Raw genomic sequence first — 22,294 nt, 5'->3', positions numbered from 1 at the left:
CGTGCCGTCAGGCGCCGCGCGCGGCGCGTCCGCGCGTCAGCACGCGCAGCAGGCGCGCGAGCGTGTCGCGCATCTCGCGGCGCGGCACCACTATGTCGAGCATGCCGTGCTCGAGCACCATCTCGGCGCTCTGGAAGCCCTTCGGCAGCGTCTGGTGGATGGTCTGCTCGATGACGCGCGGTCCGGCGAAGCCGATCAGCGCGCCGGGCTCGGCGATCTGCACGTCGCCCTGCATCGCGAGCGACGCGGCGACGCCGCCGGTCGTCGGATCGGTCAGCACGCAGATGTACGGCAGCCCCGCCTCGCGCAGCCGCGCGAGCATCGAGGAGACCTTCGCCATCTGGAAGAGCGACAGCGTCCCTTCCTGCATGCGCGCGCCGCCAGACGCCGCGAAGATCAGCAGCGGCAGCCGCCGCTCGATCGCGTCCTCGACGAGCCGCGCGAGCTTCTCGCCGACGACGGTCCCCATGCTGCCGCCCATGAAGTGGAAGTCGAAGACCGCGAGCGCGACCGGGATGCCGTCGATCGCCGCGCGTCCGGTGACGACGGCGTCGCCGTGGCCGGTCGTCTCGCGGGCGGCGGCGAGCCGCTCGGGGTACGGCTGCTGATCGACCCAGCCGAGCGGGTCGCTCGCGATCAGCTCGGCGTTGGTCTCGACGAACGAGCCGCGGTCGACGGTGATCAGGAGACGCTCCTCCACCGTCAAGCGAAAATGATGGCCGCAGTTGCCGCAGACGTTGAGCCGTCGCTCGACGTCCTTGCGGTACGCCGTCTCGCGACACGACGGACAGCGGACGAAGAGCGCCTTCTCCTGCGCGTCGGCGCGGGCGGGACGCGCGGCGCCCCGGCTGCGCGACGCCGGCGCGGTCGGAGAGCCGGACGGCCCGTTGCGCTTCACGCGCGCGCTTCCTTCCGACGGGTCGCGCGCTTGAGCTCGCGAGCCAGCGCCTCGACGGACGCCACCGCGTCGGCGCCGTCCGCGGCGTCCTCGACGAGCTTCGAGAGCGCGCTCCCGACGATGACGGCGTCCGAGATCGCGCTCACGCGCGCCGCCTGCTCGGGCGTCGAGATGCCGAAGCCGACGCCGACCGGCAGCGTCGTCTCCGCGCGGATGCTCTTCACGAGGTCCGCGATGCGCTCGGGGTCGGCGGCCTTCACGCCGGTCACGCCGGTGACCGAGACGAAGTAGACGAAGCCCGACGCCGTGCGCAGCACGCGGCGAATGCGCTCGCGCGTGCTCGTCGGCGCGAGCAGGAAGATCATGTCGAGCCCCGCGGCGCGCAGCGGCACGCGCAGCTCGTCCGCCTCCTCGGGCGGCATGTCGACGCACAGCACCGCGTCCGCGCCCGCCGAAGCGACGGCGTGCGCGAGCGCGTCCGGGCCGAAGCGCACGAACGGATTCGCGTAGCCGAAGACGACCACCGGCACGTCCGAGCGACGGCGGAAGTCGGCGACCAGGTCGAGCACGCCGCGCAGCGTCGTGCCGGCGCGCAGCGCGCGCTCGGCGGCGCGCTGGTGGATCGGCCCGTCCGCCATCGGATCGGAGAACGGCACGCCGAGCTCGATCACGTCGGCGCCGGCGCGGACGAGCGCGTCCATCAGCTGCGCGGTCGTGTCGAGGCCGCGGTCGCCGGCCATGAGAAAGGGAATGAACGCGGCCTCGTTGCGCTCGCGCAGCTCGGCGAAGCGCCGCGCGAGACGGCTGCTCCCCGAGTCGACGCGCGCCGCGCGCGTGCCGCTCGCCTGTGGCTGCGAAACCGAGACCGTCACTGCCCTGCTCCGCCGGCCGCGCGGATCGCGTCGCCGCGCGCCGCGGCAACGGTTTCCATGTCCTTGTCGCCGCGCCCCGACAGCGAGACGACGATCGTCTGCTCGCGTCCCATCGTCGGCGCGAGGCGGATCGCGTGCGCCACCGCGTGCGCGGTCTCGAGCGCCGGGATGATGCCCTCGGTGCGCGCCAGGCGCTCGAGCGCATCGAGCGCCTCGTCGTCGGTCGCGGTGACGTAGGTCGCGAGCCCGTGCTCCTTGAGATAGCTGTGCTCGGGTCCGACGCCCGGGTAGTCGAGGCCGGCCGAGATCGAGTGCGCCTCGCGCACCTGTCCGAGCTCATCCTGCAAGAGGTACGACTTCGCGCCGTGCAAGATGCCGCTCTGTCCGGCGTTGAGCGTCGCCGCGTGCTTGCCGGTCTCGATGCCGTGCCCCGCCGCCTCGACGCCGACGAGACGCACGCCCGCGTCGCCGAGGAACGGATGGAAGAGCCCGATCGCGTTCGAGCCGCCGCCGACGCAGGCGATCAGCACGTCGGGCAGCTTGCCGGTCGCGCGGAGGATCTGCCGGCGCGCCTCGCGTCCGATCACGCTCTGCAGGTCGCGCACCAGCATCGGGTAGGGATGCGGCCCCGCGGCGGAGCCGATCATGTAGTAGGTGTCCTCGACGGTGCTGATCCAGTCGCGCAGCGCCTCGTTCATCGCGTCCTTGAGCGTCCGGCTGCCGCTCTCGACGACGCGGACCTTGGCGCCGAGCAGCTTCATCCGGAAGACGTTCAGTGCTTGACGCCGGACGTCCTCGGCGCCCATGAAGACCTCGCACTCGAGGCCGAAGCGCGCGGCTGCCGTCGCCGACGCGACCCCGTGCTGCCCGGCTCCGGTCTCGGCGATGATGCGACGCTTGCCCATGCGCACGGCAAGCAGCACCTGGCCCATGGTGTTGTTGATCTTGTGCGCGCCGGTGTGACAGAGGTCCTCGCGCTTGAGCCAGATCTGCGCGCCGCCGAGCTCCTCCGAGAGGCGACGCGCGTGCGTGAGCGGCGTCGGGCGGCCGACGTACTCCGCGAGCAGCGCGTCGAGCTCCGCCTTGAAGGTCTTGTCCTTGCGGAACTTGAGCCACGCTTCCTCGAGCTCGAGCAGCGCCGGCATCAGCGTCTCGCTGACGTAGCGGCCGCCGAACGGCCCGAAGTGTCCACGACGATCAGGCAGCTTTTGCATGCTTCACCAACGCGGCCATCCGCGAGTGGTCCTTGACGCCCGGCGCGCTCTCGACGCCGCTCGCGACGTCGACCGCGAACGGTCGGAGCGCGCGCACCGCGTCGGCGACGTTCTCGGGCGTGAGACCGCCTGCGACGAAGAGACGCGCGGGCGGCACCGCGCGCGCCCACGCCCAATCGAACGACGCGCCGGCGCCGCCGTACGACGCGCCGGCGTCGCCCTCGCACAACAGGTAGTCGACCGGCCAGCGGTCGAGCGCGCGCGCGGCGTCGTCCGGTCCGCGTAGACGCAGGGCGCGGATCACCGTGCAGCCGAGGCCCTGCGCCACCTCCGGCTCCTCGTCGCCGTGCAGCTGGATCGCGTCGAGCTCGAGCTCGTCGCGCAGCCGCTCGATCTCGTCGCGCGCGGCGTTGACGAACACGCCGACGCGCCACACCTCGGGCGGCAGCTCGGCGACGATCTCACGCGCGCGCTCGCGCGTCACGTACCGCTTGCTGCGCGGGTAGAAGTTGAGACCGACCATGTCGGCGCCGGCTTCGACCGCCGCACGCGCGTCGGCGGAGCTCGTCACGCCGCAGATCTTGACGCGCACGGGCGCGTGCTCGCCCGCTCGACCCGCCGACGTCATGGTACCTCTGCGCGCTCCGCCGACTCGCGCAGCATCGCAGCGAGCGCCGCGCCGGGCTCCGGCGCCTTCATGAACGCCTCGCCGACCAGGAACGCGCCGATCCCCGAGCGCGCGAGGCGCGCGAGATCGCCGCCGTCGCGAAGTCCGCTCTCGGCGACCACGATGGCGTCCGCCGGCACGAGGCGCGCGAGCCGCTCGCTGGTCGCGAGGTCGGTGACGAAGGTGCGCAGGTTGCGGTTGTTGATGCCGATGATGCGTGCGCCGATCGCGATCGCCTGCTTGAGCTCGCGCTCGTCGTGCACCTCGGTGAGCACCTCGAGGCCGAGGTCGAGCGCGCCGCGGTGCAGCTCCGCGAGCTCCGTCGGCGTGAGCGCCGCGACGATCAGCAGCACCGCGTCGGCGCCGGCCGCGCGCGCCTCCGCGAGCTGGTAGGCGTCGACCACGAAGTCCTTGCGCAGCACCGGCACGGGGACCGTCTCGCGCACCGCGGTCAGGTGGTCGAGCGCGCCGCCGAAGTAGCGCTCGTTGGTCAGCACCGAGATGGCGGCCGCGCCGGCGGCGGCGTAGCCGCGCGCGATCGCCACCGGATCGTAGGGATCGCGCAGGACACCCTTCGACGGCGAGCGGCGCTTGCACTCGGCGATCACCGCGGGCCGGCGGCTGCGCAGCGCTTCGCTCAAGCTGCGGCGCGGCGTATCCCACCTGGGCGAGCGCTGCAGCTCCTCGACGGGACGGCGCGCGCGCGCCTCGGCCACCACCTCGCGCTGGTGCGCGACGATCTCGGCGAGGATGTCGGGTGTTTGCGTCTGCGCGGTCGTCATCGCGTGGGAACCGCCGGTGTCGGAACACTAGCACGCGGCGGCGCGGCGTCATCCGCTATGCGGGCGCTCCCTCGACGCTCGTGGTGAAGGCGACCAGGCGGTCGAGCGCGTCGCGCGCCGCGCCCGAGCGGATCGCCGCTCGCGCCTGCTCGACGCCGTCCGCGAGCGTCGCAGCGCGCCCGGCGACGTACAGCGCCGCCGCGGCGTTGGCGAGCACGACGTCGGTCATCGGCCCCGGACGTCCTTCGAGCAGCGCGCGCAGCGCTTCCGCCGAGTGCGCGGCGGTCTCGACCCGCAGCTCCGCGGCGTCGACCTCGCGCAGGCCGAAGTCCGCCGGGGTCAGCACGCGCTCGGTGAGCACGCCGTCGCGCAGCTCGATCACGTCGGTCGGCGCGCCGAGCGAGATCTCGTCGAGGCCGTCGCGGCTGTGGACGACGAGCGCGTGCTCGCCGCCGAGCTCGCGCAGCGCGCCCGCGACCAGACGCAGCGCCTCGGCCGACGGCACGCCGATCACCTGGCGCGTGACGCCGGCCGGGTTGGTGAGCGGTCCGAGCAGGTTGAATACGGTCCGGATGCCGAGCTCGCGGCGCACCGGCCCCGCGTGGCGCATCGCCGGGTGCATGCGCGGCGCGAACAGGAACGCGATGCCGACCTCGTCGAGGCAGCGCCCGGCGTCCTCGGGCGAGAGATCGATCCGCACGCCGAGCGCCTCGAGCACGTCGGCGCCGCCGAAGCGTCCGGACGCGCCGCGGTTGCCGTGCTTCGCGACCGCGACGCCAGCGCCCGCTGCGATCAGCGCCGCGGCGGTCGAGATGCTGATCGTGCTCGCGCCGTCGCCGCCGGTGCCGCAGGTGTCGATCAGCGGCGAGCGTTTCGTGGTCACGCGCTCGGCGTGGTTGCGCATCGCGCGCGCTGCCGCGACCACGACGTCGACCGTCTCGCCGCGCGCGCGGAGCGCGGCGAGAAACGCGCCGATCTGCGCCGGCGTCGCCTGCCCCGCCATGATCTCGTCGAACGCCAGCGCGGCGTCGTCGCGGGTGAGCTCGCCGCCGTCGCACAGCGTCGCGAGCGCAGCTCGCAGCGCCGGCGCGCTCACGCCTTCCCGACCCGGGCGAGGAAGTTCGCCAGCAGCTGCTTGCCGGAGGTCGTGAGGATCGACTCCGGATGGAACTGCACGCCCTCGAGCGGCCAGGTCGCGTGGCGCACGCCCATGATCGTGCGCTCCCCCTCGTCGTCGGTCCACGCCGTGACCTCGAGCTCCTTCGGCAGCGTGCGCGGGTCGATCACCAGCGAGTGGTAGCGGGTCGCCTCGAACGGATCGGGCAGACCGGCGAACACGCCCTGCCCCGTGTGGTGAATCGGCGAGGTCTTGCCGTGCATGATGCGCGGCGCGCGGATGATGTCGCCGCCGAGCGCGGCGCCGATCGCCTGGTGCCCGAGGCAGACGCCGAGCGTCGGGATGCGGCTCGCGCAGCGCTGGATCAGCTCGACCGAGATGCCCGCTTCACGCGGCGTACACGGCCCGGGGGAGATGACGATGGCGCCCGGACGCATCGCCTCGACCTCGTCCACGGTGACCGCGTCGTTGCGCCGCACCACGACCTCGGCACCCAGCTCGCTCAGGTACTGCACGAGGTTGTAGGTGAACGAGTCGTAGTTGTCGAGCATAAAAATCATCGGAGACTCTCCGCCATCTCGATCGCAGCGAAGACCGCGCGAGCCTTGCGGACGCACTCCTCGTGCTCGTACTGCGGGTCCGAGTCCGCGACCACGCCGGCGCCCGCCTGCACGTGGACCTTGCCGTCGGCGAGCACCGCGGTGCGGATCGTGATCGCGGTGTCCATCGACCCCGAGAAGCCGAAGTAGCCGAAGGCGCCGCCGTAGATGCCGCGGCGCGTGGGCTCGAGCTCGTCGATGATCTGCATCGCACGGACCTTGGGCGCACCGGACAGCGTACCCGCAGGAAACGCGGCGCGCAGCGCGTCGATCGCGTCGAAGCCGGGGGCGACGCGGCCCTCGACGTTCGAGACGATGTGCATCACGTGCGAGTAGCGCTCGACCACGAAGGCCTCGGTCACCTCCACCGAGCCCGGCACGGCGACCCGCCCGATGTCGTTGCGCCCGAGGTCGAGCAGCATGACGTGCTCGGCGCGCTCCTTCGGGTCGGCGAGCATCTTGGCCGCGAGCTTCTCGTCCTCCTCGGGCGTCGCGGCGCGCGGGTGCGTGCCGGCGATCGGGCGGACGGTCATGCGGCCGTCCTCGAGCCGCACCAGCACCTCCGGCGACGCGCCGACCACCGCGAGCTCGCCGAGCTCCATGAAGTACAGGTAGGGCGACGGGTTGATCGAGCGCAGGCACCGGTAGACGTCGAACGGCTCGGCGTCGGTCGGACGCGAGAAGCGCTGCGCGAGGACGACCTGGATGATGTCGCCCGCGTAGATGTAGTCCTTCGCGCGCACCACCGCGGCGCGGAACTGCTCGGGCGTCATGGACGACTCGACGGGCCGCGTCTGCGGCTCGCCGAAGCGCGCGCGCAACGGCTGCGCCGGCGCGTCGAGCCGCTGCGCGAGCTCCTCGACGCGACGGACGGCTTCCGCGTAGGCGCGCTCCTCGCCGAGGCTCAGGTCCGCGTGCGTGAGCAGCAAGAGCTTCTGGTCGCGGCTGTCGAAGATGACCAGCGTGTCGACGAGCAGCAGGTGCAGATCCGGGAAGCCCAGGTCGTCCTTCGGCGGCGACTCGAGCCGCTCGATCCAGCGCACGGCGTCGTAGGCGACGTAGCCGACGAGCCCGCCGGTGAAGCGCGGTAGCCCAGGCACGGCGGCGACTCGGTAGCTCGCCAGCACCTCGCGCAGGAAGAGCAGCGGGTCGACGCCCTTGCGCTCGGTGACCGAGCCGTCGCTGCGGATCAGCTGGACGTCGCGGCCGCGCGCCACGACGCGCGCGACCGGATCGGTGACGATGAAGCTGTAGCGCGCCCAGCGCTCGCCGCCGACCGCGCTCTCGAGCAGGCCGCCGTACTCGCCGCGGTGGAGCTTGCGGAAGGCGCTGACCGGCGTGTCGCGGTCGGACAGCAGCTCGCCCCACACCGGCACGTGCGTCGCGTCCGCCGCGAGACGCGCGAACTGCGCCCGGCTCGGCAGGATCCGCACGACGTCACTCGTTGACGAGGAACGCGCGCGAGTAGCGCTCCTCGTTCTTGAGCCGCATGACGACGGCGGTCGCCGCCTCCATCGTCGGGAACTTGCCGACGCGGACGCGGTACCAGGTCTCGTCGGCGAGGCGCACGCGCACGATGAATGCCTGGTAGCCGAGCTCGTTCAGGCGCTGGACGAGGCGGTCGGCGGTCTCCTGGTCCTTGGTCGCGTTGACCTGCACGCTCCAGTACTTGCCGGTCGTCGGGCGCGCGGCGGGCTCCGCCTTGGCGACGGTCTCGACGGCGGGCGTCGGACGGGCGAGCGCGACGGCCGGGCTCGGCGCCGGCCGCACGGCTTGGGCGGGCGGCTCGGCTTGCGTGCGTGGTGCGCTGGCCGGCGTCGCCACCGGCAGGGCAGCGATCGCCGCCGTCGGCTCCGGCTCGACCGCTGCGAGCTCGGCCGTCGGCACGGGCACCGGCTCGGGGCTCGGCGTCGCGACCGGCTGCACGCGCACCGCGAGGTTGACGCTCGTGGTCTGCGCCGGTCGCGGCTCGTCGGAGGTGTCGTGCGACCGGACGTCGGCGTACTCGTTGCCGGTCTCGCCGGGATTGACCGGCAGGCGGACGACGCGCTCCTCGCGCGCGAGGCGGCTCTCCTGCAGTCCTTTGCCGACGTAGATGCCGAGGAAGAAGATCACCACCGAGCCGGCCGTGAAGATGGTGAACATCCCGAGGATGCCCAGCCAGCCGAACTCGAAGCGTCCGCTCTCCCGCCCTCGCGCCATCACATCCTCTCCGGCGCGGTGACTCCCAGCAGCGACAGACCCGCCACCAGCACCCGGCGCACGCCCTCGAGCATCGCGAGGCGCGCCGCGACGCGTCCCGGAGCCTCGTCGCCGAGCACGCGATGGTGGTTGTAGAAGCGGTGCAGCGCTGCAGCCAGATCCTGGAGGTAGAACACCACGCGGTGCGGCTCGAGATCGCGCGCCGCCGCGTCGACCACCTCGCCGTAGCTCGCGAGCAGCCGGATCACGTCGAACTCCTCGTCGAGCTCGAGCGCACGCAGGTCGTCCGCCGTGACCGCGCCGTTCGGCAGCGCGACGCCCTGCGTCCGCGCCTGCGCGTACAGGCTCATGATGCGCGCGTGCGCGTACTGGACGTAGTAGACCGGGTTGTCGGTCGAGCGCTTCTTCGCGAGCTCGAGGTCGAACTCGAGGTGGCTGTCCGACTTGCGGCTCAAGAAGAAAAACCGCGCCGCGTCGCTGCCGACCTCGTCGAGCAGCTCGTCGAGCGTCACGTACTCCGCGCGGCGCGTCGACATCTTCACCTGCTCGCCGTGCCGCGTCAGCGTGACGAACTGGTAGATCACCGGTCGGATGCGCGAGGTGTCGTGGCCGAGGCCGGTGAGCGCCGCTGCCACCTCGCGGTGCTCGGCGATGTGGTCGGCGCCGAGCACGTCGACGATCAGGTCGAAGCCGCGCGCGAGCTTGTTCTCGTGGTACGCGATGTCGGGCAGGCGGTACGCCGGCTCGCCGCTGCTCTTGACCAGCACGCGGTCCTTGTCGAGGCCGACCTTCTCGCCGCGTAGCCACACCGCGCCCTCGCGGCGGTCGATGAGCCCGCGCTCCTCGAGGCGCTTGAGCACGTCGTCGATCGCACCCGACGCGTACAGGCTGTCCTCGTTGAAGTAGTGGTCGAAGCGGATGCCGAGGCGGTCCTGCGTCGCGCGGATGTCCTCGAAGATCGCGCTCTCCGCGGCGGCGCGGAAGGTCGCCTCGTCGTCGTCGGCGATGGTCGCGCCCTTGGTCTCGACGAGCTGACGGGCGATGTCGCGGATGTAGTCGCCTTGGTAGCCGTCCTCGGGGAAGTCCGCCGGACGGCCGACCAGCTCCTGGTAGCGCGCACGCACGGACGCGGCGAGGACCTTCATCTGGCGTCCAGCGTTGTTGAAGTAGTACTCGCGCTCGACCTGGTAGGAGACCGCCTCGAGCAGCCGTGCGAGCGTGTCGCCGAGCACCGCGTTGCGCCCGTGGCCGACGGTCAGCGGGCCGGTCGGGTTCGCGCTCACGAACTCGACCTGCGCGCGGCGTCCGGCGCCGAACGGCTCGACGCCGAGCGTGGGATCGGCGAGCAGGCCGGCGAGCTCCTCGTGCCAGAAGCGCGGCGCGAGCTTGAAGTTGATGAAGCCCGGACCCGCGATCTCCGTGCTCGCGACGAGCCCCTGCGGATCCTCGAAATGACGCAGCAGCGTCTCGGCGATCGCGCGCGGCGCCTTGCGCTCCGCGCGCGCGAGCGTCAGGGCAAGAGTCGCCGCGAGGTCGCCGAACTGGCGATCCTTCGGCACCTCGAGCGCGCCGGGTGGGAGGGTGCCGCCGTGCAGATCGCCCGCGCGTACGGCGCGGTCGAGGGCGCCGGCAAGCAGGGCTTCGATCCGCTTCTTCATCGCCGTTTCGCGCGCCGCCGCGTCGCTCGAACCGCGGCCGTCACGCCTACGACGGCGATGGCGCGAAAGCGGTCAAGCGCGCGCGCATCCACACGTGCTGTCGCTAGCGAGTTCGTCGCGAAGCGTCAAACGCACGCGTCTCCACGCGCATGTAGGGTGTGCGATCAGCCCGCGGCCGCGCGAGCGCGCTTCTCTGCGGGCTCGGAGGCCTGCTGCGCCTTCGGACGACGGGGGCCGCGGCGCTTCTTCGCCGGCTCGACGCTCTCCGACGTGCCGGTGAGCTCGATGATCGACATCGACGCCGCGTCCCCCGGACGCACGCCGAGCTTGACGATGCGGGTGTATCCACCCGGACGATCCTTGAAGCGCTCGGCGATGTCGGAGAACAGCCGCTGCACCGCCTTCTTGTCGCGGACGAACGCAACCGCGCGCCGGCGAGCGGCGAGCGTGCCCGTCTTGGCGAGCGTCACCATGCGATCCGCGAACCGGCGCACCTCTTTCGCCTTCTCGTCGGTCGTCTTGATGCGGTCGTGGGTCAGCAGCTCCGCAACCAGGTTGCGGTAGAGCGACGCACGATGCGCCGACGTCCGGCCGAGCTTCCGTCCTGCCTTCAGATGTCGCATGGTGTGACCCGAATTACGCCGTCTGCTTCTCGCGCATCATGCGGCGACGCTCGAGCTCCTCCCGCGACGGGAAGTTCTCGAGCCGCATGCCGAGCGAGAGGCCCATCTCGGCGAGCAGCTCCTTGATCTCGTTGAGCGACTTGCGCCCGAAGTTCTTGGTCTTGAGCATCTCCGCTTCGGTCTTCTGCACGAGCTCGCCGATGTAGCGGAGGTCGGCGTTCTGCAGGCAGTTCGCCGAGCGCACCGACAGCTCGAGCTCGTCGACCGTGCGGAAGAGGTTCTCGTTGAGCTCGGCCGACGCCGTTTCCTCGGCGGGAACGGCGACCTCGGCGGGCTCCTCGAAGTTGATGAAGACGCTGAGCTGGTCCTGCAGGATGCGCGCGGCGAGCGCGAGCGCGTCCTCCGGCCGGACGCTGCCGTCCGTCCAGATCTCCATCGTCAGCTTGTCGTAGTCCGTGCGCTGGCCGACGCGCGCGTTGGTGACGACGAAGTTCACCTTCTTGACCGGGCTGAAGATCGAGTCGATCGGGATCGTGCCGATCGGCTGACCCTCCTCCTTGTTGCGGTCGGCGGGCACGTAGCCACGGCCGGCCTTGATGGTCAGCTCAGCCTTGAAGTCGGCGCCCTTGGCGACGTTCGCGATCAGGTGGTCGGGGTTCAGCACCTCGAGCTCGGGACCGGCCTCGATGTCGGCTGCCGTCACCCGACGCTCGCCCTTGACGTCGATGCGCGCGACCGCCTCGTTGGCGCCGTCGTGCAGCCGGAAGCGGACCTCCTTGAGGTTGAGGATGATGTCCGTCACGTCCTCGGTCACGCCGGGGATGGTCGAGAACTCGTGCAGCGTGTTCTCGAAGCGAACCGACGTGATCGCCGCGCCGCGGAGCGAGGAGAGGAGAACCCGACGTAGCGAGTTGCCGAGGGTGGTTCCGAACCCGCGCTCCAGCGGCTCGAACTCGAGCTTTGCGTAGGTCGGCGTCAGGCTCTTGTCGTCGATCTCGAGCCGCTTGGGCTTGGTGAGATCGCGCCAATTCTGCTGAAAACCGTTCACTCTTTGACTCCCTCGATTCTCGATTCGCGACTCGACGTGCCGCTTCGCCCCATCACTTCGAGTAGAGCTCGACGATGAGCCGCTCGTTGATGGGCATGGTGAGGTCCGAGCGCTGCGGCAGCGCCTTCACGGTGCCGGTGAAGCTCTCCCGGTTGACCTCGAGCCAGTCCGGCACGCCACGCCGCTGCGACAGCTCCAGGGCCTCGACGATGCGTGCGATCTTCTGGCTGCGCTCGCGGACCGTGATCTTGTCACCGACGCTCACCAGGTAGGACGGGATCGTCACCTTGCGGCCATTGACGGTGAAGTGACCGTGGCGCACGAGCTGGCGCGCCTCGGCGCGCGAGTTCGCGAAGCTCATCCGGTAGACGATGTTGTCGAGCCGACGCTCGAGGGTCGTCAGCAGCGCCTCGCCGGTCACGCCCTTGGCCCGCTCGGCGAGCGCGAAGTAGCGGCGGAACTGGCGCTCGAAGACGCCATAGATCCGCTTCACCTTCTGCTTCTCGCGCAGCTGGACGCTGTACTCCGAGAACTTGTGGCGTCCCTGGCCGTGCTGGCCCGGCGGATAGTTGCGGCGCTCGATCGCGCACTTGTCGGTGAAGCAGCGCTCGCCCTTGAGGAACAGCTTCATGCCCTCGCGGCGGCACATGCGGCAGACGGGATCGGTGTTACGGGCCACCTCAGACCCTCCTTCGCTTCGGCGGACGGCAGCCGTTGTGCGGGATCGGAGTGACGTCGCGGATCAGCGTGATCGCGAAGCCTGCTGCCTGGAGCGAGCGCAGCGCGGGCTCGCGTCCGCCGCCCGGGCCCTTCACCAGCACCTGCACGCTGCGCATGCCGAAGTCGGCCGCCTTCTTCGCCGCTGCCTCGGCGGCGAGCTGCGCCGCGAACGGCGTGCCCTTGCGCGATCCTTTGAAGCCGACCGATCCGGCGCTGGCCCACGCAACGACACCACCCATCATGTCGGTGATGGTGACGATGGTGTTGTTGAACGTGGAATGGATGTGGACGATCCCTTCCGAGACCATCCGCTTGCCCTTCTTGCGCCGTGGCGTGGCCGGCGCCGCGGCGGCCGGCTGAGCGGCCGGCGTTTCCGCCGCGCCTTGCTCGGCGGCGGGCGCCGGATTCACCTCGGTCTTCGACATTCGATTCTACCTCGACGAGGGGGTCCGCGCCCCCTCCATCCATGCGGCGAAGCCGAGCGCCCCTACGCTCGCGCTCGCTCCGCTCGGCCGCGCGCGGTGCGCGCGGATCTCCAAACCTCGATTCACTCTACGCTCTCGCGCCCCGTACATCAGCCCTTCGGCGGCGGCGGCTTCTTGCCGGCCACCGTGCGACGCGGGCCCTTGCGGGTACGCGCGTTGGTGTGCGTGCGCTGGCCGTGCACCGGAAGGTTCTTGCGGTGGCGCAGACCCCGGTAGGTGCCGAGGTCGACGTAGCGCTTGATGTTGAGCGTCACCTCACGGCGCAGATCGCCCTCGACCTTGTAGTTCTGCTCGATCGTGCGGCGCAGCTTCTGGAGCTCGTCCTCCGTCAGGTTGTCCGTCTTGGTGTCGAGCGAAACCTGCGCTTCCTGGCAGATCTTGCGCGCCAGGCTGCGCCCGATCCCGTAGATGTACGTGAGGCCGATCTCGATGCGCTTGTTCTTCGGCAAGTCGACGCCGGCGATGCGTGCCATGACTCTCGGCTCTCCTCAGCCCTGACGCTGCTTGTGGCGCGGGTTCACGCAGAGGACCCGCAGCACGCCTTCGCGCCGGATGATCTTGCACTTCGGACAAATCTTCTTGACGGAGGCTCGGACCTTCATGTTCTCATTCCTATTTACTTGACGCGATACGTGATCCGGCCGCGGCTCAGGTCGTAGGGCGATAGCTCGACCGTGACTTTGTCGCCCGGAAGGATCTTGATGTAGTGCATGCGCATCTTCCCCGAGATGTGCGCGATGATCTTGTGGCCGTTGTCCAGCGCCACTCGAAACATCGCATTGGGGAGCGACTCCTGCACGACCCCGCTGACTTCGATCGCGTCTCCTTTCGGCATTCTCCGTCCCTGCTTAGCTCGGCAGCGTGAGGATCTCGGGGCCGTTGGCGGTGACGGCCACCGAGTGCTCGAAATGTGCGGCGAGACGGCGGTCCCGCGTGACCGCCGTCCAGCCGTCCGCGAGGACCTCGACCTCGTGCGTGCCCTCGCAGATCATGGGCTCGATCGCGAGGACCATCCCTTCCTTGAGCCGCGGGTTCTGGCCCGCGGTGACGTAGTTCGGCACCTGCGGCTCCTCGTGCAGGCGCTGGCCGATGCCGTGCCCGACGAAGTCCCGCACGACGCCGTAGCCGTGCGACTCGGCGTGCTGCTGGATCGCGGCCGAGATGTCGCGGATACGGTTGCCGACCCGCATGTTCTCGATGCCGCGGTACAGCGACTCCCGGGTCACCCGCATCAGGCGCTCGGCGTTCTCGCTCACCTGGCCGACCGCGACGGTGACGGCGGCGTCGCCGTAGTAGCCCTTGTAGACGGCGCCGAAGTCGAGCCCGACGATGTCGCCCTCGCGCAGGATGCGCTTGGGGGACGGCATCCCGTGCACGACCTCCTCGTTGATCGAGACGCAGAGCGACGACGGGTAGACCCGGCCGCCGACGTTGTAGCCCTTGAACGCCGGAACGGCGCCCTTCTCGCGCGTCCACTGCTCGGCGAGCCGGTCGAGCTCGGCGGTCGACACCCCGGGCGCGACCACCTCGGTGAGGCGCCGGAGCACGTCCGCGACGATCTGGCAGGCGGCGCGGATCAGCTCGATCTCCTGTCGGCTGCGCAGGACGATCATGCGGTGATCCCGAGGGTCGCCATGATCCGGCGGTTCACCTGGTCGGTCGAACCGGTGCCGTCGACCGGCAGCAGCGCCTGGCGCTCGCGGTAGAACTGCAGCAGCGGCTCGGTCGCCTTGCGGTAGACCTCGAGCCGCGCCGTCACGATCTCCTCCCGGTCGTCGTCGCGCTGGTAGAGCTCGCCGGCGCACTTGTCGCAGATCCCCGGACGCTTCGGCGGCTCGAAGCTCAGGTGGTACATGGCGCCGCACTTCCGGCAGGTACGCCGCTCGGCGAGACGGCGCACGAGCTCGTCGGTCGGCACCTCGAGGCTCACCGCCCGCAGGCCGCGCTTGGAGTTGCCGCAGATCTTGTCGAGGCTCACGGCCTGGGGCACCGAGCGCGGGAAACCGTCGAGCACGAAGCCCTTCACGCAATCCGGCGCCGCCAGACGCTCGCGGACGATGCCGAGCATGAGGTCGTCCGGCACGAGATCACCCTTGTCCATGTAGGTCTTGGCCTTCAGACCAAGCTCCGAGCCACGGGAGATCTCCAGACGCAGCATGTCGCCCGTCGAGATATGCGGCGTTCCAAGGCGCGCCGAAAGCAATTCCGCCTGCGTGCCCTTTCCCGCTCCGGGTGGCCCCAACAGGACCAATTGCGAAGAGGCGGCGGTCGTCACGGCGCGCCGGCACCCTAACCACGACGTCCACGCAACCGGCCGCGTTTCATGAAGCCTTCGTAGTTGCGGGTCAGGAGATGAGTCTCCATCTGTGCGACGGTGTCCAGCGCAACTCCAACGACGATGAGAAGAGCGGTCCCTCCGAAGAAGAACGGCACATTGAACTGCTGGATCAGGATGGTCGGAAGGACGCAAACGGCGGAGATGTAGATCGCCCCGCCGAGCGTGATCCGCGTCAGGATCCGGTCGATGTAATCGGCCGTCTTCTTCCCAGGCCTGATCCCCGGAATGTAGCCGCCGAACTTCTTCATGTTCTCGGCGACGTCCACCGGGTCGAACGTGACAGCCGTGTAGAAGTAACAGAAGAAGATGATCAACGCCACGTAGATGACGTTGTAGAGGACGTTGCCGGGGGTCAGCAGCTCGGCCGCCCGGTCCGCCCAGGGGTGCTGGACGAAGCTCGCGATGGTCCCCGGGAAGATCAGGATCGAGGAGGCGAAGATCGGGGGGATCACGCCGGACGTGTTGATCTTGAGCGGCAGGTGCGAGCTCTGGCCGCCGTACATGCGGCGTCCCACCACCCGCTTGGCGTACTGGACCGGGATCCGCCGCTGGCCGCGCTCGACGAAGATGATCCCGGCGATCACCGCCACCATGAAGACGAGGATGCCGAGCACCACGAACAGGGACAGCTCGCCCTCGTTCATGAACTGGAACGTCGTCACCACCGCCGACGGCAGGGCCGCGACGATGCCGGCGAAGATGACCAGCGAGATGCCGTTGCCGATGCCACGCTCGGTCACCTGCTCACCGAGCCACATGATGAACGCCGTGCCCGAGGTGAGCGTGATCATGCTCATCAGGCGGAAGCTCCAGCCGGGGTTGTAGACCACCCCGCCGCCGCCCGGAGCCTGGATCTGCTCGAGCCCGACGCTGATGAACAGGCTCTGGATCAGCGCCAGGACGACCGTCCCGTAGCGCGTGTACTGCGTGATCTTGCGCCGTCCCGCCTCGCCCTCCTTCGAAAGCCGCTCGAGGGTCGGCACGACGACGGTCAGGAGCTGCAGGATGATCGACGCGCTGATGTACGGCATGATGCCGAGCGCGAAGATCGAGAAGCGCTCGAGCGCGCCGCCCGAGAACAGGTTGACGAGGCCGAAGACGTTGTTCCTCGCCTCGTCGAAGAAGGCCTGCATGGCCTTGCCGTCGATCCCGGGCGTCGGGATGGCGACGCCGACGCGGTAGACGGCGAGCATCCCGGCGGTGAAGAGCAGGCGCTTCTTGAGCTCCTCGACCCGCAGCGCGTTGGAGAAGCCGGTGGTCACGCGAGGACCTCGGCGGTGCCGCCCTTGGCCTCGATCGCGGCCTTGGCCGACGCGCTGAACGCATGCGCCTTCACGGTGAGGGCGTGCTCGAGCGTGCCGTCACCGAGGATCTTGACGCGGCGCCGTCCGACCTTGCCGGTGAGCCCGGCCTTCGCGAGGGCTTCGAGGTCGACGACCGTTCCCGCCTGGAAGCGGCCGAGGTCGGAGAGGTTGACGACGTCGTACTCCTTGCGGAACGGATTCCGGAAGCCACGCTTCGGCAGCCGGCGCTGCAGCGGCATCTGGCCGCCCTCGTAGCCCGGCGGGGTGTTGCCGCCCGAGCGCGACTTGTGACCCTTGTGGCCGCGGCCCGCGGTCTTGCCGAGGCCCGAGCCCGGTCCGCGACCGACGCGGCGGCGCGGCTTGCGCGCCCCCGGTGCGGGATGGAGGTTCGAGAGGTCCATCAGCTCGCCTCCTCCACCTCGATGAGGTGGGCGACCGCGCGGATCCGGCCGCGCGCCTGCGGCGTGTCGGCGATCAACGACTGCGAGCCGCGCTTGCCGAGCCCGAGGCAACGCAGCGTGGCGCGCTGGCGCTCGGTGCCGCCGATCTCGCTGCGCACGAGCGTCACGCGCAGCGTCTTGTTGGTTCCCTGCGAGCCGGGCGCGAAGCGGTTCACCAGCGCGGTGACGCGCTCGTCCGCCTTCCTAGCCTTCCGCGACTTCATCGCCTCAGATTCCTCGGATTCGTTCGCCAGACTCAGGCAGCGCCGAGCTCTGCCGGTTCCTTGTTACGCAACTTCGCGACCTGCTCCGGCGAGCGCAGCATCGACAGCGCCGCGATGGTCGCGCGCACCATGTTGTGCGGGTTGTTCGAGCCGATGCACTTGGTGAGCACGTTCTGCACGCCCGCGGCCTCGACGACCGCACGCACGCCGCCACCGGCGATCACGCCGGTACCGGGACCCGCCGGACGCATCATCACGATGCCGGCGCCGAAGCGGCCCACCACCTCGAACGGAATCGTCCCCTCGGTGAGCGGCACGGTCATCAGCGACTTCTTGGCCTTGTCGATGCCCTTGCGGATCGCCTCGGGCACCTCCTTCGCCTTGCCGAGGCCGAAGCCGACGTGGCCCGCGCCGTCGCCGACCACGACGAGCGCGCCGAAGCGGAAGCGCCGGCCGCCCTTCACCACCTTGGCGACGCGGTTGATGCTGACGACCTTCTCCTTGAGCTCGAGCCCGTGCGGATCCACGCGCTCACCCGTCGTTACCTGCACCGCTCGACTCCTTCGCGCTCGCCTTCACCTGTGAAGCCGTACCGGATCAAAACTGAAGTCCCCCTTCGCGCGCGGCCTCCGCGAGGGTGCGCACGCGACCGTGGTAGAGAAAGCCGTTGCGATCGAACACGACCTGGGAGATGCCGGCCTCCTTCGCGCGCCGCGCGATGAGCTGACCGACCTCGCGCGCGGCGTCCTTGTTGCCCGACTTGCCGCCGAGCTTCTCACGCAGCTCGGGCGACAGCGTCGAGGCGAACGCCAGCGTGCGTCCCGACTCGTCGGAGATGACTTGCGCGTAGATGTGCTTCAGGCTGCGGAACACGGAGAGACGCGGCCGCGCGTCGGTGCCCCGCACCCGCTTGCGGACGCGCGCCTGGCGCAGCGCGCGTCGCGGAGATCTGACGTTGGTCAACATCGCTGGTTCCTCAGGAGGCCCCTGCCGCCTTGCCGGACTTCCTCCGGATCGTCTCCTCGGCGTACTTGATGCCCTTGCCCTTGTAGGGCTCGGGCGGACGCAGCTCGCGGATCGCCGCCGCGGTCGCGCCGAGGAGCTGGCGGTCGGAGCCCTCGAGCGTGATCACCGTCTGCTTGTCGATCTTCGCCGTGACGCCGTCCGGCAGCTGGAAGAGGATCGGGTGCGAGTAGCCGAGCGAGAACAGGATCGTGTTGCCGCGCAGGTCGGCGCGGTAGCCGACGCCGTTGATCTCGAGGACCCGCGTGAAGCCCGTGCTGACGCCGGTCACGCCGTTGAACAAGCTCTTGCGCGTGAGACCGTGCAGGGCGCGCACCTTGCGGTCGTCGCTTTCGCGGACGACGTGCAGCTCCTCGCCCTCCTGCCGTACGCTGACCTTCGGTGGCACCGGGACGGCGGCCGTGCCGCGCGGGCCCTTGATCTCCACCACATCCGGCTTCACGGCGACGCTCACCCCCTGGGGCAGCTTCACCGGAAGTCGACCTATGCGAGACATCGCTTCACCTTCCTCGTCGAATCCTCGAGCCGGGCCCGCCTCACCACACCGCGCACAGCACCTCGCCGCCGACGTTGCGCTCGCGCGCCACGCGGTCGGGCAGGATGCCCTGGGGAGTCGAGAGGATGCTCACGCCGAGACCGCGGCGGATGCGCGGCGCGGTGTCGGCGCCGACGTAGACCCGCAGGCTCGGCTTGCTCACCCGCTTGAGGCCGGTGATCACCGGGCGGCGCTGCGCGTCGTAGCGCAGGCCGATGCGGATCTCCTTCTTCGGTCCCTCGCCGACCACCGTGTAGTCCTTGAGGTAGCCCTCCTCGACGAGGACCGCGGTGAGGCGTTCCTTCACCTTGGACCACGGCACGTCGACGCGGTCCTTGCGCGCGCGGCTGCCGTTGCGGATGCGCGTCAGCAGGTCGGCAATCGGATCGGTCATCATCGGCGTTACCAGCTCGCCTTCGTCACACCCGGAATCTGGCCCTTGCGCGCGAGCTCGCGCAGGCAGATCCGGCACAGCTTGAACTTGCGGTAGAAACCGCGCGCACGGCCGCACGAGAGACAGCGGTTGTACCTCCGCACCTCGAACTTGGGGGGCCGTGCCGCTTTGATTCTGAGACAGGTCTTGGCCATTCGTCGTCCTTGCTTGCTCTGCGCTCTCGTCAGCTACGGAACGGCATCCCGAGCGCCCGGAGCAGCGCCTTGCCCTCGCTGTCCGTGCGCGCGGTCGTGCAGATGGTGACCGTGAGGCCGCGCACCTTGTCGATCTTGTCGATGTCGACCTCGGGGAAGATGATCTGCTCGGTGACGCCGAGCGAGTAGTTGCCGCGACCGTCGAAGCTCCGGTCCGAGACGCCCTTGAAGTCTCGCACGCGGGGCAGCGCGACCGACAGCAAGCGGTCGAGGAACTCGTACATCCGATTGCCGCGCAGCGTGACCATCACGCCGATCGGCATGTTCTCGCGCAGCTTGAAGTTCGCGATCGCCTTCTTGGCGCGCGTGACGACCGGCTTCTGACCGGTGATCGCCGCGAGCTCGGCCACCGCCGAGTCGAGCGCCTTGACGTTCTGGATCGCCTCGCCGAGGCCGATGTTGAGGACGATCTTCTCGAGACGCGGCACCTGCAGCGGGTTCTTGAGCCCGAGCTCCGTCTGGAGCTGGGGCGCGATTCGCTCGACGAACGCCTTCTTGAGCCTCGGAACCATCTGCTGCCGCTTTCCGTCCGTCTGGGTCGGCTGCGTCGCCTGCTCCACTGCTTCGCTCATCGGCCAATCACCTCCGAGCAGCGGTGGCAGCGCCGCACGTACTCACCGGTCTCGAGCCGCTTCATGCCGATGCGGGTCGGCTTGTTGCAGCGGTCGCAGATGAGCATCAGGTTCGACAGGTGCAGCGGCGCCTCGCGCTCGACGATGCCGCCGCTCATCTGCGGGTTGCGCCCCTTGCGGTGGCGCTTGACCATGTTCAGCCGCTCGACGGTCGCGCGGTTCTTCTCCGGGATCACGCGCAGGATCTTGCCGGTCTTGCCGCGCTCCTTGCCCGCGATCACCAGGACGGTGTCGCCCTTCTTCAGCCGGGTCGGGATGCGTACCGGACGCTCGCCGCTGCCGGCTCGATTTCTCGTTACCGCGCTCATTCTCAGATGACCTCGGGCGCGAGCGAGACGATCTTCATGAACCGCTTCGCGCGCAGCTCGCGCGCGATCGGGCCGAAGATGCGCGTCCCGACCGGCTCACCGTCCTTGTCGATCAGCACCGCCGAATTGTTGTCGAAGCGGATGTAGGAGCCGTCCGGGCGTCCGACCTCCTTGGCCGTCCGCACCACGACCGCCTTGACGACGTCTCCCTTCTTCACCTTGGAGTTCGGCGTCGCTTCCTTCACCGAGCCGACGATCACGTCGCCGAGCGACGCGTAGCGCCGGCGGCTGCCTCCGAGCACCTTGATGCACAGCACCTTGCGCGCGCCGGAGTTGTCGGCGACGTCGAGCAGCGTTTCCGTCTGAATCATGTTCGCGCCTCGGTGGTCCTACTGCTCCGCCCTGCGCAGGATCTGCTTGACGGCCCACCGCTTGTCGCGCGACAGCGGCCGGGTCTCGATGATCTCAACCAGGTCGCCGACGTTGCACGAGTTGCGCTCGTCGTGCGCCTTGAACTTCTTTCGAACGCGCAGGTACTTCTTGTACTTTGGATGCTTGACGAGGCGCTCCACCAGGACCACCACCGTCTTGTCCATCTTGTTCGAGCACACGACGCCCGAACGATGCTTGCGATGTGCCGTGGTCCTCATGCCGGACGCCCCGCCCCCTTGCTCCGTTCGCGCTTCACCGTGAGCACGCGAGCCAGGTCGCGGCGCACGAGACGCGCCTTCATCTTGTTCTCGATCTGCCCGGTCGCGCCGCGCAGGCGGAGCCGGAAGAGCTCCTCGCGGATCTCGCGCTCCTTCTGCGCCAGCTCGGCGTCACCGAGCTCTCGGATTTCCTTAGGCCGCATGATGCGCTCTCTCGATGAACTGGGTCGGGATCGCGATCTTGTGCGACGCGAGGCGGAAGGCCTCCTTCGCAACGTCTCGATCGACGCCCTCCATCTCGAAGATCATCCGGCCGGGCTTGATCACGCAGACCCACAGCTCGGGTGAGCCCTTGCCCTTACCCATGCGGGTCTCGGCCGGCTTCTTGGTGAGCGGCTTGTCGGGGAACACGCGGATCCACACGCGCCCGCCACGCTTGATGTGACGGGTGAGCGCGATACGCGCGGCCTCGAGCTGGCGGGCGGTGAGCCAGCCGCGACCGAGTGCCTTCAGACCGTAGTCGCCGAACGCGAGCGTGGAACCGCGGTACGCGGTTCCGGCCCGGCGGCCCTTCTGATGCTTGCGAAACTTGACGCGCTTGGGCGCTAGCATGATTCAGCCTCGCGTCAGGCGCCGACCGCCTGCCGCTGCTCCTCCTCGCGGGACAGCACGTCGCCGCGCATGATCCACGCCTTGATTCCGATGACGCCGTAGGTCGTCTTCGCCTCGGCGAAGCCGTAGCTGATGTCCGCACGCAGCGTGTGCAGGGGAACGCGTCCCTCGCGGTACCACTCGCGGCGCGCGATCTCGGTGCCGCCGAGCCGGCCCGAGCACTGGATACGAACGCCCTGCGCACCCATGCGCATCGCGCGCGCCACCGCTTCCTTCATCGCGCGGCGGAAGGCGACGCGCCGCTCGAGCTGCAGCGCGACGTTCTCCGCGACCAGCTGAGCGTCGATGTCCGGGCGACGGACCTCGATGATGTTGATGTAGGTCTCCTTGCCCATGAGCTTGTTCAGCTCGGCCTTGAGCTTCTCGATCTCGGCGCCCTTCTTGCCGATCACGATGCCCGGGCGGGCCGTGTGGATGTTGACCTTCGCTTTGTTCGCAGCGCGCTCGATCTCGATCTTCGAGATTCCGGCGTGGTACAGGCGCTTCTTCAAGAACTTGCGGACGCGCATGTCCTCGTGCAGCAGCGTCGCGTAGTCGCGCGTGGCGAACCAGCGCGACTCCCAGTTCTCGATCACGCCGACCCGGAATCCCTTCGGGTGTGTTTTCTGTCCCATCTCTCCCTACCCGCTGCTCGG

General features: G+C 69.6%; 34 protein-coding genes. All 34 read right to left on the bottom strand.

Annotated elements, in window-relative coordinates; translation table 11 throughout:
- Nucleotides 1-7: 7 nt before the first annotated feature.
- Complete coding sequence (gene accD, locus VIS07_05685) at nt 8-898, bottom strand: acetyl-CoA carboxylase, carboxyltransferase subunit beta (protein ID HEY8514981.1); 891 nt, start codon at nt 896-898, stop codon at nt 8-10.
- Nucleotides 895-1,770 carry a tryptophan synthase subunit alpha gene (trpA, locus tag VIS07_05680; GenBank protein HEY8514980.1) on the bottom strand — a complete coding sequence of 292 codons (876 nt, stop codon included), beginning with the start codon at nt 1,768-1,770 and terminating at the stop codon, nt 895-897. Before trpA ends, accD begins: the two co-directional genes overlap by 4 nt.
- Nucleotides 1,767-2,984: a tryptophan synthase subunit beta gene (gene trpB / locus VIS07_05675; protein ID HEY8514979.1), complete on the bottom strand. Its 1,218-nt coding sequence runs from the start codon at nt 2,982-2,984 to the stop codon at nt 1,767-1,769. Before trpB ends, trpA begins: the two co-directional genes overlap by 4 nt.
- Nucleotides 2,968-3,576 (bottom strand): phosphoribosylanthranilate isomerase, encoded by a 609-nt coding sequence (locus VIS07_05670; GenBank protein HEY8514978.1) that lies wholly within the window; start codon nt 3,574-3,576, stop codon nt 2,968-2,970. Before VIS07_05670 ends, trpB begins: the two co-directional genes overlap by 17 nt.
- Before the next feature lie 32 nt (nt 3,577-3,608).
- Nucleotides 3,609-4,433, bottom strand: a complete 825-nt coding sequence (trpC, locus tag VIS07_05665) for an indole-3-glycerol phosphate synthase TrpC (protein ID HEY8514977.1) — start codon at nt 4,431-4,433, stop codon at nt 3,609-3,611.
- Nucleotides 4,434-4,488: 55 nt separating this feature from the next.
- A complete protein-coding gene (trpD, locus tag VIS07_05660) occupies nt 4,489-5,529 on the bottom strand; it encodes an anthranilate phosphoribosyltransferase (protein ID HEY8514976.1) in 1,041 nt (346 codons plus the stop codon).
- Nucleotides 5,526-6,110, bottom strand: coding sequence for an aminodeoxychorismate/anthranilate synthase component II (locus VIS07_05655; protein ID HEY8514975.1), 585 nt, complete (start codon nt 6,108-6,110; stop codon nt 5,526-5,528). Before VIS07_05655 ends, trpD begins: the two co-directional genes overlap by 4 nt.
- Nucleotides 6,107-7,582, bottom strand: coding sequence for an anthranilate synthase component I (gene trpE / locus VIS07_05650; protein ID HEY8514974.1), 1,476 nt, complete (start codon nt 7,580-7,582; stop codon nt 6,107-6,109). The genes VIS07_05655 and trpE overlap by 4 nt, the downstream gene beginning before the upstream one ends.
- 4 nt (nt 7,583-7,586) lie before the next feature.
- The gene (locus VIS07_05645) at nt 7,587-8,351 is read right to left on the bottom strand and encodes an SPOR domain-containing protein (protein HEY8514973.1); all 765 of its coding nucleotides are present in this window, start codon (nt 8,349-8,351) and stop codon (nt 7,587-7,589) included.
- On the bottom strand, nt 8,351-10,009 hold the full coding sequence (gene argS / locus VIS07_05640) for an arginine--tRNA ligase (protein ID HEY8514972.1): 1,659 nt from the start codon (nt 10,007-10,009) through the stop codon (nt 8,351-8,353). The genes VIS07_05645 and argS overlap by 1 nt, the downstream gene beginning before the upstream one ends.
- 164 nt (nt 10,010-10,173) lie before the next feature.
- Nucleotides 10,174-10,632 (bottom strand): 50S ribosomal protein L17, encoded by a 459-nt coding sequence (gene rplQ, locus VIS07_05635; protein HEY8514971.1) that lies wholly within the window; start codon nt 10,630-10,632, stop codon nt 10,174-10,176.
- A gap of 13 nt (nt 10,633-10,645) precedes the next feature.
- Nucleotides 10,646-11,680: a DNA-directed RNA polymerase subunit alpha gene (locus VIS07_05630; protein HEY8514970.1), complete on the bottom strand. Its 1,035-nt coding sequence runs from the start codon at nt 11,678-11,680 to the stop codon at nt 10,646-10,648.
- A gap of 52 nt (nt 11,681-11,732) precedes the next feature.
- Nucleotides 11,733-12,359 (bottom strand): 30S ribosomal protein S4, encoded by a 627-nt coding sequence (gene rpsD, locus VIS07_05625; GenBank protein ID HEY8514969.1) that lies wholly within the window; start codon nt 12,357-12,359, stop codon nt 11,733-11,735.
- Between the two features lies 1 nt (nt 12,360).
- Entirely contained in the window at nt 12,361-12,825 is a 465-nt protein-coding gene (gene rpsK / locus VIS07_05620) for a 30S ribosomal protein S11 (protein ID HEY8514968.1), read from the bottom strand.
- Nucleotides 12,826-12,974: 149 nt separating this feature from the next.
- Nucleotides 12,975-13,358 (bottom strand): 30S ribosomal protein S13, encoded by a 384-nt coding sequence (rpsM, locus tag VIS07_05615; GenBank protein HEY8514967.1) that lies wholly within the window; start codon nt 13,356-13,358, stop codon nt 12,975-12,977.
- A 15-nt stretch (nt 13,359-13,373) separates the two neighbouring features.
- The gene (gene rpmJ, locus VIS07_05610) at nt 13,374-13,487 is read right to left on the bottom strand and encodes a 50S ribosomal protein L36 (protein HEY8514966.1); all 114 of its coding nucleotides are present in this window, start codon (nt 13,485-13,487) and stop codon (nt 13,374-13,376) included.
- A 14-nt stretch (nt 13,488-13,501) separates the two neighbouring features.
- Nucleotides 13,502-13,720 (bottom strand): translation initiation factor IF-1, encoded by a 219-nt coding sequence (gene infA, locus VIS07_05605; protein ID HEY8514965.1) that lies wholly within the window; start codon nt 13,718-13,720, stop codon nt 13,502-13,504.
- Nucleotides 13,721-13,733: 13 nt separating this feature from the next.
- The gene (gene map / locus VIS07_05600; GenBank protein HEY8514964.1) at nt 13,734-14,498 is read right to left on the bottom strand and encodes a type I methionyl aminopeptidase; all 765 of its coding nucleotides are present in this window, start codon (nt 14,496-14,498) and stop codon (nt 13,734-13,736) included.
- Complete coding sequence (locus tag VIS07_05595) at nt 14,495-15,160, bottom strand: adenylate kinase (GenBank protein ID HEY8514963.1); 666 nt, start codon at nt 15,158-15,160, stop codon at nt 14,495-14,497. Before VIS07_05595 ends, map begins: the two co-directional genes overlap by 4 nt.
- A 14-nt stretch (nt 15,161-15,174) precedes the next feature.
- Nucleotides 15,175-16,485 (bottom strand): preprotein translocase subunit SecY, encoded by a 1,311-nt coding sequence (secY, locus tag VIS07_05590; GenBank protein ID HEY8514962.1) that lies wholly within the window; start codon nt 16,483-16,485, stop codon nt 15,175-15,177.
- Nucleotides 16,482-16,928, bottom strand: coding sequence for a 50S ribosomal protein L15 (rplO, locus tag VIS07_05585; protein ID HEY8514961.1), 447 nt, complete (start codon nt 16,926-16,928; stop codon nt 16,482-16,484). Before rplO ends, secY begins: the two co-directional genes overlap by 4 nt.
- Nucleotides 16,928-17,191: a 50S ribosomal protein L30 gene (rpmD, locus tag VIS07_05580; protein ID HEY8514960.1), complete on the bottom strand. Its 264-nt coding sequence runs from the start codon at nt 17,189-17,191 to the stop codon at nt 16,928-16,930. Before rpmD ends, rplO begins: the two co-directional genes overlap by 1 nt.
- 32 nt (nt 17,192-17,223) lie before the next feature.
- On the bottom strand, nt 17,224-17,742 hold the full coding sequence (gene rpsE / locus VIS07_05575) for a 30S ribosomal protein S5 (GenBank protein ID HEY8514959.1): 519 nt from the start codon (nt 17,740-17,742) through the stop codon (nt 17,224-17,226).
- Nucleotides 17,743-17,788: 46 nt separating this feature from the next.
- Entirely contained in the window at nt 17,789-18,157 is a 369-nt protein-coding gene (gene rplR, locus VIS07_05570) for a 50S ribosomal protein L18 (GenBank protein ID HEY8514958.1), read from the bottom strand.
- A 10-nt stretch (nt 18,158-18,167) separates the two neighbouring features.
- Nucleotides 18,168-18,710 (bottom strand): 50S ribosomal protein L6, encoded by a 543-nt coding sequence (rplF, locus tag VIS07_05565; protein ID HEY8514957.1) that lies wholly within the window; start codon nt 18,708-18,710, stop codon nt 18,168-18,170.
- 40 nt (nt 18,711-18,750) lie between these two features.
- Entirely contained in the window at nt 18,751-19,146 is a 396-nt protein-coding gene (gene rpsH / locus VIS07_05560; protein ID HEY8514956.1) for a 30S ribosomal protein S8, read from the bottom strand.
- 5 nt (nt 19,147-19,151) lie between these two features.
- On the bottom strand, nt 19,152-19,337 hold the full coding sequence (locus tag VIS07_05555; GenBank protein HEY8514955.1) for a type Z 30S ribosomal protein S14: 186 nt from the start codon (nt 19,335-19,337) through the stop codon (nt 19,152-19,154).
- 29 nt (nt 19,338-19,366) lie between these two features.
- Nucleotides 19,367-19,909, bottom strand: coding sequence for a 50S ribosomal protein L5 (gene rplE / locus VIS07_05550; GenBank protein HEY8514954.1), 543 nt, complete (start codon nt 19,907-19,909; stop codon nt 19,367-19,369).
- 56 nt (nt 19,910-19,965) lie between these two features.
- Nucleotides 19,966-20,337 (bottom strand): 50S ribosomal protein L24, encoded by a 372-nt coding sequence (gene rplX / locus VIS07_05545; protein ID HEY8514953.1) that lies wholly within the window; start codon nt 20,335-20,337, stop codon nt 19,966-19,968.
- A gap of 2 nt (nt 20,338-20,339) precedes the next feature.
- Complete coding sequence (gene rplN, locus VIS07_05540; protein HEY8514952.1) at nt 20,340-20,708, bottom strand: 50S ribosomal protein L14; 369 nt, start codon at nt 20,706-20,708, stop codon at nt 20,340-20,342.
- 18 nt (nt 20,709-20,726) lie between these two features.
- Nucleotides 20,727-20,987 carry a 30S ribosomal protein S17 gene (gene rpsQ, locus VIS07_05535; protein ID HEY8514951.1) on the bottom strand — a complete coding sequence of 87 codons (261 nt, stop codon included), beginning with the start codon at nt 20,985-20,987 and terminating at the stop codon, nt 20,727-20,729.
- Nucleotides 20,984-21,190 (bottom strand): 50S ribosomal protein L29, encoded by a 207-nt coding sequence (rpmC, locus tag VIS07_05530; GenBank protein HEY8514950.1) that lies wholly within the window; start codon nt 21,188-21,190, stop codon nt 20,984-20,986. The genes rpsQ and rpmC overlap by 4 nt, the downstream gene beginning before the upstream one ends.
- Nucleotides 21,180-21,599: a 50S ribosomal protein L16 gene (gene rplP, locus VIS07_05525; GenBank protein HEY8514949.1), complete on the bottom strand. Its 420-nt coding sequence runs from the start codon at nt 21,597-21,599 to the stop codon at nt 21,180-21,182. Before rplP ends, rpmC begins: the two co-directional genes overlap by 11 nt.
- 14 nt (nt 21,600-21,613) lie before the next feature.
- Nucleotides 21,614-22,273: a 30S ribosomal protein S3 gene (gene rpsC, locus VIS07_05520; protein ID HEY8514948.1), complete on the bottom strand. Its 660-nt coding sequence runs from the start codon at nt 22,271-22,273 to the stop codon at nt 21,614-21,616.
- Between the last annotated feature and the right edge of the window lie 21 nt (nt 22,274-22,294).

The organism is Candidatus Binatia bacterium (assembly GCA_036563615.1).
GTDB lineage: Bacteria > Desulfobacterota > Binatia > UBA12015 > UBA12015 > DATCMB01.
This window is presented reverse-complemented; position numbering and strand designations above follow the sequence as displayed.